Origin of the sequence: Arthrobacter pigmenti (assembly GCF_011927905.1) — a bacterium.
Classification (GTDB): domain Bacteria; phylum Actinomycetota; class Actinomycetes; order Actinomycetales; family Micrococcaceae; genus Arthrobacter_D; species Arthrobacter_D pigmenti.
The window spans coordinates 135,564-145,033 of the sequence record NZ_JAATJL010000001.1 but is presented as its reverse complement, the minus strand read 5'-3'; the positions used below and the strand labels follow the sequence as shown (position 1 = coordinate 145,033).

Below are 9,470 nucleotides of genomic sequence, written 5' to 3'. Positions count from 1 at the left end.
CCCGCGATGACGGACGGAGCCGACAATGAGTGTCAATAGCAGGACCCCTGTCGTCGGTGTGGGCCTTTTGTCGGTCGTGCTGCTGGTTGCGGGCTGCGGAACGGCAAGGGGAACCGGCGGTGAGATCGCTGGCGGCGTGAATGAAATAGCTGCTGATTACCCCGTCTACAAGACCGCAGAGAAGTTGGTCGACGCCTCGAATCTCATCATCGAAGGTGAGGTGCAGAACTCCAGGTATGACGTGATGTATCCCATGCCTTTCAGCGGCGACGACCCGGAACTGAACCCATACGCCGGGACCGGGAACGAGCCGAGCGACCGAGAGATCGCCGATATGAGAGTGCCCGTCACGGTGTACTCCGTGTTGGTAACCAAGGTTCATGAGGGCTCCGCGACGCCGGGCGGGATGGTTGAGATACACCGGACGGGCGGGGAAATGAGCGGCGAGCAGTACGTGGAGCTTGGCGCCGCCGATGTGGAGTTGGGTAAGTCGTATCTGTTGTATCTCGATCAGGTCGACGGCCATCCCGCCGGGATTGTCGGTGGAGATGCCGGGCTGTTCGAGGAGGTCGCGGAGGGCACTTTCTCTTCAGCGATGGGCGAAATTGAATCGAGTGATGTGAGGACTCTCAAATAAAGCGTGCATCAGAGCACATTCGCGCCGAGGCGGTTGTTCATGATGCTCCTACTCGGGCCGTCGGGCATCGATCAGGTGACGGGTGGAATGCGCAATGAATGGTCCTTCCCTCTGGATGCGGTCGTGGAGCATGCGTAGCTGCTGCTGGTATTTCTCGACGGTGAAGCCTGGAACCCACCAAATGACCTTGCGAAGAAGGTAGATCACGGCCGCTACATCGAAAATCTCGATGCATAAGCGGGTCTGACGCAGATCGACGACATCGAGTCCCGCCGCACGAGCGGCTTCTGCCTCATCATCAGGGTGCCGTCCGCGGCGCGCCTGCGGCTGAGGGCCCATGAAAAATTCGATGAGTTCGAAAACACTGGCCGGTCCAACGTGCTGGGCGAGGTAGCTTCCGCCGGGCTTCAGCACGCGGGCAATCTCATCCCACCAGATAGTCGCGGGGTGGCGGCTGGTGACGAGGTCGAATGCTGCGTTGGCGAAGGGCAGTGGCGGTTCGTCGAGGTCGGCGACGACTGCGATCCCACGCGGGTGCAGAAGTTCGGTGGCTTTCGCGACGTTCGGCGGGTAGGACTCGGTTGCGACGGCGAGCTTCGGTACCTGTGGTGCCATCGCGAGCACCTCCCCGCCGCCGGTCTGGATATCGAGCGACGACTGCACCTGCGCCATCCGCTCACCCATCAGGCGAGCGTAGCCCCATGGCGGACGCTCTTCGGTTGCTCTGCCGTCCAGCCAGGAGAAGTCCCAGCCTTCGACGTCGGCACTTTCACCTTCCGCGAGGAGTTGTTCGAACGATGCCGTCATTGCACGATCTTCCCACGGTGGTTGTTGGGCGGTGGCTGGTTTGGGCGTGGCTCGTTCGGGTGGGCGTTCTGGCTCGGGGCGTGAGGTATCGCGGGCTGTCGATGGTCTGGCGCGTATCGAGCTGCATGTCCAGGTCAGAAGGGCGGGTCGGGGCTGGTGGTGCGGGTGGTGCCTGCCTTGGTTCGGACTGTGATGACGCCGGGCGTTGATTGGGCGTATTGGCAGATCCCTTCGCTCTTGTACATGTGGTGCTTTTTACACAGGCAGGCCAGATTGCAGTGGCAGGTGGTGCCACCGTGGGACCAGGGAACGGTGTGGTCGATTTCGCAAGTCATTGCCGCACGGCTACAGCCGGGATGTCGGCAGGTTCGGTCCCGCGCCCGGATCCAGTCCTGGAGGTGTTTGGGCGGCCGGTAGGTTTCCCTGCCGACATCGAGCACGGATCCGCTGACCGGGTGGGTAAGGATCCGGGTGAACGACGTCGCGTGCCCGGCGAGCCTGGCTGCCGTTTCCATATCAATCGGCCCGTATCCTTCGAGTTCGGCGAACTGGTGCATTCCCGGACCGCATGAACCTGCGCCAGCATTCGCAGGATCCTCGGTTCGCGCGTGGGTATCGGCGCCGGTTTGCGCGTCGGTATCGGCGTTTGCCGCGTAGTTCGTCGTGGTGTTTGTGCCGGCGCCGGTCCTGGCATCCGTCTTGGCGTCGGAATTCTGTCCGGCTGTGTTCGCGTTCAGGACGTCCAGGAGGGCGAGTACGGGTACGGTGATGTTCACTGACGCCGCTATACCCATCCACCCCGCACGATCGCCCCGCGCTTCCTGTCTACTGTGCCTCCGGCCCTCGCCTCGACCAGCGGGCTCGCTTCCAGAAGCATTCGATTCGCTGCCCTCGTTCTCGGGAGGGCACATGTGGGTGAGGAGATCGGCGAACACGTCGGCCCGGAGCTGGGTCAGTGTGCGGGATTCATCTGGAGTGTTCAGTCGGCAGGCGGCGGCGGTGAGTCTGTTGTAAATCCCGCATGCCTGCTCGGCGGGGAGGTAGGCGTGGAACCAGGCCATGCCGTCGTCGTCGGGCCTGTACTCAATATGGCGCTCGGTGACGGCTCGGGCCTTACGCACCGGCAGGGTTTCGGGGTGGTGCTCCTCGCGCAACCGGCGGGCCCGCCGAGCCAACTTCGCGACTGTAAGGCTCTCCGCCAGCGCGAGAAGTTCCTCCTCGAAGCCACGGACCGCTTCGTCCGGGACGCCGAGGGATTGCTGGGCGATCAACACCGCATGCCTCCGCGAAATCCGTCCCTCGGTGAGCGCGTCCAGGGTGGCTGGGTGGCGTTCAGTAAGCTGGATTGATTCTTCGACCAGGCCATACGCGGAACGTTCCGGGACGTTATGGGCCAGCGCGATCTCTGAGGCAGTGGCCGACCTGACCATGTCAGATCGGCGGCTCCCAGGGTTTTGCCTCGGTTCCACCCACTCACGGGTGCGATCAGCGATCCGGGACACCACCCGCGCTTCAACAGCATCCACCCAGGACCGTAACCCTGCAAGGTCAGTCAACACCCCCGCAAGTGCGCCAAGATCGAGCTCATCCAATCCCTGGAGCGCCACCCGCCCGGATAGGTCTCCTCGTGAAGCTGGATCTGCGACACAGCCGGACGGCCCGACGGATGCCGCGTCCCCGGCGTCGTCGTTAGCCGTCGGTTCTGTACCAGGCTCCATATTCGTAGCTGACTGACGCTCGGCGTCGTGCTCGGAAACGGGGCCAGCAACCGTGGATGGAGGACCACTGAGCTCCCAAACGAGCTGGCTCACAGACGGCTCACGGCTGGACGATGCATCCGAGGCAGCTCTCCCGCCTGCACCGTCCGGGCGTTCTTCGAAGAACGCTGGGTAGACCAAATCCAACAATTCGGGCGCCGGATCATCCTGAAGTTCCGCCCCGAGGTGGTATTCCTCAAGGTCCTCCACCCGGAAGTCATGTTCCGTCAGGAAGTCATCCCAAAGGTACCCGCCAGGTATACCCAGCGAGCCCTCGAAAGACACTTCCAACGTCATGCAAACAGTCCATCACGCACCACTGACAAAACCGGAGGAGCGGCCTGCGAACCCCGATTTTCCGCTAGACGAAGCAGGAGGCACAGTGATCGAGAAGGACTGCGCGGGTGAACCGAACGGATCAACGACACCTATGATGCTCGTGTGGGCGACCTACCGAGAATTCGACTCCGGCCATTGCACCTCGCGGACGCGGCCGTGATTGCTCATTGGGGCGATGACTCACAATTCTGCGTAGAAGCGGACTGGGCCACTGATGTTGCGGCGCCGGAGCGATACGCGTTCTGGCGGAACCTCATAGAGAACCCGCCCGCCGATCTGATCCGACTGGGGGCGGTCGGCGACGACGGCACGAGTGGCCGCAACGTAGCGAACCACGAACAGGATGACGTGAGCACAGACAAGGACGTCCTGCTCGGCTACGTGGATCTGCACGGGACCGAATCTGGGCGGCGTGAACTCGGCTACCTAATCGGCCAGCGCTCATTATGGGGTCGAGGCCTAGGAATAAGTGCTGCACTTGCCGGCCTTCACTACGCCTTCGACGAGCTGCAGCTCCACGAAGTCTGGGCAGAAGCACTCGCAGCCAACGAACCGTCCGTCCGCATTCTCCAACGCCTCGGCATGCGCGAAACAGGGCGAGGTACAGATGAAACCTACCTCGGAAGAAAGACCTTCCACCGCCAGTTCGCTATCACCTCGGCCGAATGGCGAAACTCCCCCGCCGACTGCGGCTAATCATCCGCGAGCACCGCCAGAGGCCCGCTCCACTCCGTCCCTTCACCCGCGTCCGAACAGCGGACCCGGCACAAAGTACTACCGCCACTCCCCCAATCACGGTCGCTAAAGTAAGGTCCTCGCCCAGCAAGAGGGCCGCCCAACCGATGGTCAGCACAGGCTGCACGAGCTGAATCTGGCTGACCCGCGTCATCGGTCCGATCGCAAGACCGCGATACCACGCGAAGAATCCGAGGAACATGCTCACCACTCCCAGATAGGAAAATGCCGCCCACTGCACCGGAGTTGCCGACACCGGATCCTGAACCAGCGCGAATACAGTCAGGAACAACATGACCGGTGAAGCCAGCACCAATGCCCATGAGACTGTTTGCCACGCCCCAAGTTCACGCGCCAACAGACCACCCTCGGCGTAACCCACTGCAGCGGCCATCACCGCACCTATGAGGAGCAGATCCGCCCAGGCAAGCTCGCCGAAGCCACCGGACTGGGCAAGCGCAAAGCCCAGCGCGGCGATTACCCCCACACAGGTTGCGACCCAGAACGCAGCCCCGGGACGCTCCCGCATGCGGAGGACCGCCACCATAGCCGTGGCTGCCGGAAGCAACGCGATGACCACCGCACTGTGGCTCGCGTCCACCGTAGTCAGGGCGAATGACGTCAATAGCGGAAAGCCAACAACAATACCGCCGGCGACGACGGCAAGTCGCTTCCACTGCGCACCTCGCGGGAGCGTCTGCCTGGAAATGCACAGAACGACGGTGGCGAGAACGGCCGCGACGACAGCCCGTCCGGAGCCGACGAACAAGGCGGACATACCTTCGACTGCCACCCGGGTGAAGGGCACGGTAAAAGAGAACGCAGCAACCCCGATGAGCCCCCAGCCGATTCCTGATAAGGGATTCCATGATAGCGGTTGCTCTAAATTCTGAGTAGCGCTACTGTTGTTTCTCATGAACAACGATAGCAGTAGCCGAATTGTGCTGCAGCTCAGAGATTGGATGGCAAGCGCCCCACCAGGAGCCCGGCTACCCTCAACCCGGACGCTGGTAGCCGATTACAGCGCCAGCCCCGTCACCGTCCAGAAGGCCCTGCGAATCCTTGCCGCTGATGGACTCATCGAAAGTCGACCAGGCGCCGGAACTTTCGTCCGCGCTACCAGCCAGTCCCGGCCATCCGACTACGGCTGGCAAACCGCAGCGCTGCGGTCCCCACGATTTCCGTCCCGCCCACTGCCCAGCGCCATGCGGAGTGCAGCAGATGACGTCGTCGCCTTCCATTCCGGATACCCGGACCGGGAACTATTGCCGGAAAGGTTGATCCGCTCAGCACTCACCCGCGCAACCAGAGGCGCTGCAGCCCTCTCCAGACCTCCTGCCGCGGGGCTACCGGAACTTCAATCCTGGTTTGCTCAGGAGTTACGAATCGCAACCCTTTCCGGAATCGCTCCACCCACACCAAACGACGTCGTAATTGTGCCAGGCAGCCAAAGCGGATTGAGCTCAATCTTCCGTTCGCTGGTCGGCAGCGGTCAACCGATTCTCATGGAATCGCCCACCTACTGGGGAGCCATCCTTGCCGCGCTCCACACCGGCGTCGAAGTCGTTCCGGTACCGAGCGGACCTGATGGGCCGGATCCGGAAGAGCTTGGTCGGGCATTCAAGGAAACCGGGGCACGGTTGTTCTATGCACAACCAAACTTCGCCAATCCAACCGGTGCCCAATGGACGCCCGCGCGCACGCAGGAGGTCCTCAACATCGTGCGGGAGAACGCTGCGTTCCTTATCGAGGATGACTGGGCGCATGACTTCGGAATTGAGACTACGGCCGTGCCCGTCGCGGCCAGGGACGATTCCGGCCACGTGATCTACCTTCGTTCGCTGACCAAAAGCGTCTCTCCTTCGATCCGGGTTGCCGCGGTGATCGCCAGGGGGCCCGCACGCGAACGCATTCTGGCGGACCGGGCAAGCGAATCGATGTATGTCAGCGGGATTTTGCAGGCCGCTGCACTTGACATCCTCACCCAACCCGCCTGGCAAACCCACCTTCGCAGTTTGCCTCAACAACTTCGATCGCGCCGCGACCTATTGCTCACCAGCCTCGTGCAACATGCCCCACAAATCCATGTGCCGCTCGTCCCAAAAGGTGGCCTGAACCTCTGGGCGCAGTTGCCTGACGGCACCGATCTGGAACGATTTATCCGCGATTGTGAGCTGGGCGGAGCCGTTGTCGCCCCGGGCAATGAATGGTTCCCCGCCGAGCCCACCGGGCCGTTCATCCGGCTCAACTACTCCGGGGCGAATCCCGGGGCATTTCCCGACGGCGCCCGGATCCTCGGCCAGTCGCTAGATCGAGCAGCACAGGAAAGGAGCGCCACCCGATGACAGATAAACAAGATTACGACGACGGCGGGAGGCAAGTGAGCGAACTGCGCGTCTTTGTGCCTACTCCCCTACGCGAGTCGCTGTGCAAGCTGGTCGAGAAACTTGAACCGCGTGTCACCATGATCCGGGATCAGACGCTGTTGCCTCCGCAGCTCTACCCCGGTGACCATCAGGGAGATCCTGATTTTCAGCGCACGGCCGCACAACAGGCGGAGTACGAGCGGCTTATCGACAGTGCAGACGCACTGTACGGCGTGCCCGGACAGTCCGGACGACAGCTGAGAAGAACAGTGCGGGCGAACCCGAGACTTCGTTGGGTACACACCACGCCCGCCGGCGGAGGAAGGCAGGTCGAAGCTGCCCAACTAACAGAAGACGAACTGTCGCGCATCGTATTCACCACCTCCGGCGGCGTTCACGGTGAGCCCCTGGCAGAGTTTGCGGTGTTTGGCGTTTTTGCCGGTGCAAAGGAACTGCCACGTCTTATGGCAGATCAGCGCACGCGCATCTGGGGAGCACGGCGTGCGGTGCCGTTAGTCTCGGCACAGCGTGTCGCCGTCGTCGGACTCGGTGGGATAGGTCGCGTGGTGGCGCAAAAGCTCGGCGCGCTGGGCGCCAACGTCGTTGGGGTGCACCGGCACAATGTTCAGGCGCCCGGAGTCGCCGCAGTCGAACCGCCAGAGCGGCTGGCGGAGGTCCTGTCGGAGGCGGATGCCGTCGTGCTCTGTCTACCCGCGACCGAACAGACCCTACATATGCTCAGCCGCAATGTTCTCCGACACGTGAAACCGGGGATCACTGTGGTGAATGTGGGCCGCGGTTCCACCATTGATGAGGAGGCATTGATCGAGGCCCTCACGAACGGGAGGGTGGGCTTCGCGGCGCTTGACGTGTTCGAAAACGAGCCGCTTCCAGCCGACAGCCCGCTGTGGGATCTGCCGAATGTGGTCGTCAGCCCCCACAACGCCGGAACCTACCTTGAGGAGGAGCGCCAGATCGCGGAACTGTTCGCGGAGAACGCTGGCCGCCTTCTGGACGGGAAGCCGCTGCTGAACATAGTGAACACGGTCGAGTTCTACTGAGCGCGCAAGCCGATAGAGCAGCCGTTACAGCCACTTCCGGTGCTTGAACGTCAGGTAGAGACCCACGCCCATGAGGAGCATGAGCGCGAGTGCGAAGGGGTAACCGAGTGCCCATGAGAGTTCCGGCATGTTGTCGAAGTTCATCCCGTAAACCGTTCCGACCAGCGTGGGCGCAAAGAGGATTGCCGCCCAGGAGGAGATCTTCTTAACCTCCTCGCTCTGGGCGAGGCTCGCTTCGGAGAGGTGGCGCATCTCCTCGTTCTGTCGCTGCGTGACCAGTGTTGCGTGGACGGAGAGCGCATTCTGCAGCAGGATGCGGAACGAGTCCACGCGCTCAATTACGCGAATCACATGGTCAAGGACGTCGCGGAGCCGTCGCTGTAGTTCGAGGTCCATCTCGTACTTGTCGGAGCCGCGCAAAAGTGCTTCGAGCATGGGACGCAGCGGGTGTGTGGCGCGTTGGAAGCCGATGACCTCCCGGGAAAGTTCGTAGATGCGGCGGGCAACATCGGGCGCAGAGCTGAAAAGTTCGTCTTCGATCTCATCGATGTCGTTTTCCAGGCCGGCGACAACGGGAGCATACTGGTCGACCACCTCATCGAGGATCGCGTACAGCACTGCCTGCGGGCCAAGCGCGAGCAGCTGTGGCTTCTCTTCGAGACGACGGCGGACGTTTGCAAGATTCGGAGCTTCCGCCTGCCTAATGGTGACCACAAAGTCCTCACCGATGAAGACGTGCAGCTCGCCGAACTCAACCTTCTCCTCACGGTCGAGGTAACGGGCTGGGCGGAGGACTGCGAAGAGCGTCTCACCGTAACGCTCGAGCTTGGAACGCTGGTGTCCGTGCAGGGCGTCTTCGACGGCGAGTTCATGGAGTGCGAACTCGTTGGCGACGGTCTGGACTTCGGGAAGGTCCGGGCGGTACAGGCCGATCCAGGCCATGCCTCCGCGATCCCGCATCACCTCGAACGTTTCATCAAGATTCTGCGGGTTATCCGTGCGATGGCCGTCTACGTACACTCCGTTATCCACGATGGCCACCGGCGTCGTCCTTCCTCTCCGTCTGGTTGTGGGACTACGCGAGTTTCTCACACGCGCTGATGCTTAGGCTTATCCCATGCGCCAGAGCCCAAACTACGATGCCTACGCTAAAAAGATGCGCCGCCTGATCGAGGCCAGCACGGATCTTTCCGTCGACGCACGGTTCATTGACATGCTGAGCCCGCGAAACGCTCGGATCCTCGATGTAGGCTGCGGCGTCGGTTCCGCCGTCAACGCACTGCGTCATCGCGGGCATGAAGCGTATGGAATTGATCCCACCGCGGCCGTCCTGGACGTAGCGAATGATCTTTATGACTCGACCTGGTTTCGGTGCATCTCATTGGAGGACCTCTCCGCGGACCATCTGGGCAAGCCCGGCTCCTTTGACGTCGTGCTGATGGCTGGCAACGTGCCTGCTTTCATCACCGCCGCAGGATTGTTGGACGCTTTCGCCGCTATTGCTGGGTTGTTGAAGCCTGGTGGTTCCTTCGTGATAGGTACGACGGCGGGAGCACGGGGCGGGCCCGCCGATCAGGACGCGCTCGCTGCAGGCAGCGAGCTCAGCCTTCTATACCGTTTCGGCGATTGGCACCTCGCGACCTACCGCGCGGACTCGCCCTGGTCGGTCAGTGTCTTCGCGAAGGCAGGCATACGAAGTCCGCCATCCGGGCCCGACGGCATCTTCATCCTGACCTGAGACGTCGAATCGATGCGCACTGCAGTACGG

9 protein-coding genes are annotated in these 9,470 nt (G+C 62.2%); 5 read left to right on the top strand and 4 right to left on the bottom strand.

The window, feature by feature from the left end:
• The first annotated feature begins 25 nt into the window (after positions 1-25).
• A complete protein-coding gene (locus BJ994_RS00755; RefSeq protein WP_167990417.1) occupies positions 26-637 on the top strand; it encodes a hypothetical protein in 612 nt (203 codons plus the stop codon).
• Positions 638-685: 48 nt separating this feature from the next.
• On the opposite strand, the gene BJ994_RS00750 is transcribed toward BJ994_RS00755, so the two are convergent.
• Entirely contained in the window at positions 686-1,444 is a 759-nt protein-coding gene (locus BJ994_RS00750) for a class I SAM-dependent methyltransferase (RefSeq protein ID WP_167990414.1), read from the bottom strand.
• Positions 1,445-1,578: 134 nt separating this feature from the next.
• Positions 1,579-3,498, bottom strand: coding sequence for an HNH endonuclease (locus BJ994_RS00745; RefSeq protein WP_167990411.1), 1,920 nt, complete (start codon positions 3,496-3,498; stop codon positions 1,579-1,581).
• A gap of 144 nt (positions 3,499-3,642) precedes the next feature.
• Here BJ994_RS00745 and BJ994_RS00740 point away from each other — a divergent pair, with 144 nt between their 5' ends.
• Positions 3,643-4,236, top strand: a complete 594-nt coding sequence (locus BJ994_RS00740) for a GNAT family N-acetyltransferase (protein WP_167990407.1) — start codon at positions 3,643-3,645, stop codon at positions 4,234-4,236.
• Here the strand turns inward: BJ994_RS00740 and BJ994_RS00735 are convergent.
• Complete coding sequence (locus tag BJ994_RS00735) at positions 4,193-5,191, bottom strand: DMT family transporter (protein WP_167990403.1); 999 nt, start codon at positions 5,189-5,191, stop codon at positions 4,193-4,195. The genes BJ994_RS00740 and BJ994_RS00735 overlap by 44 nt on opposite strands.
• Here BJ994_RS00735 and BJ994_RS00730 point away from each other — a divergent pair.
• Positions 5,190-6,620: an aminotransferase-like domain-containing protein gene (locus tag BJ994_RS00730; RefSeq protein WP_167990401.1), complete on the top strand. Its 1,431-nt coding sequence runs from the start codon at positions 5,190-5,192 to the stop codon at positions 6,618-6,620. The genes BJ994_RS00735 and BJ994_RS00730 overlap by 2 nt on opposite strands.
• A complete protein-coding gene (locus BJ994_RS00725) occupies positions 6,617-7,702 on the top strand; it encodes a D-2-hydroxyacid dehydrogenase (RefSeq protein ID WP_167990398.1) in 1,086 nt (361 codons plus the stop codon). Before BJ994_RS00730 ends, BJ994_RS00725 begins: the two co-directional genes overlap by 4 nt.
• 24 nt (positions 7,703-7,726) lie before the next feature.
• Here the strand turns inward: BJ994_RS00725 and BJ994_RS00720 are convergent, their stop codons facing one another.
• On the bottom strand, positions 7,727-8,743 hold the full coding sequence (locus BJ994_RS00720) for a CorA family divalent cation transporter (RefSeq protein ID WP_167990396.1): 1,017 nt from the start codon (positions 8,741-8,743) through the stop codon (positions 7,727-7,729).
• Between the two features lie 76 nt (positions 8,744-8,819).
• Between BJ994_RS00720 and BJ994_RS00715 the strand changes: the two genes are divergently transcribed.
• The gene (locus BJ994_RS00715; RefSeq protein WP_167990393.1) at positions 8,820-9,440 is read left to right on the top strand and encodes a class I SAM-dependent methyltransferase; all 621 of its coding nucleotides are present in this window, start codon (positions 8,820-8,822) and stop codon (positions 9,438-9,440) included.
• Positions 9,441-9,470: the final 30 nt, after the last annotated feature.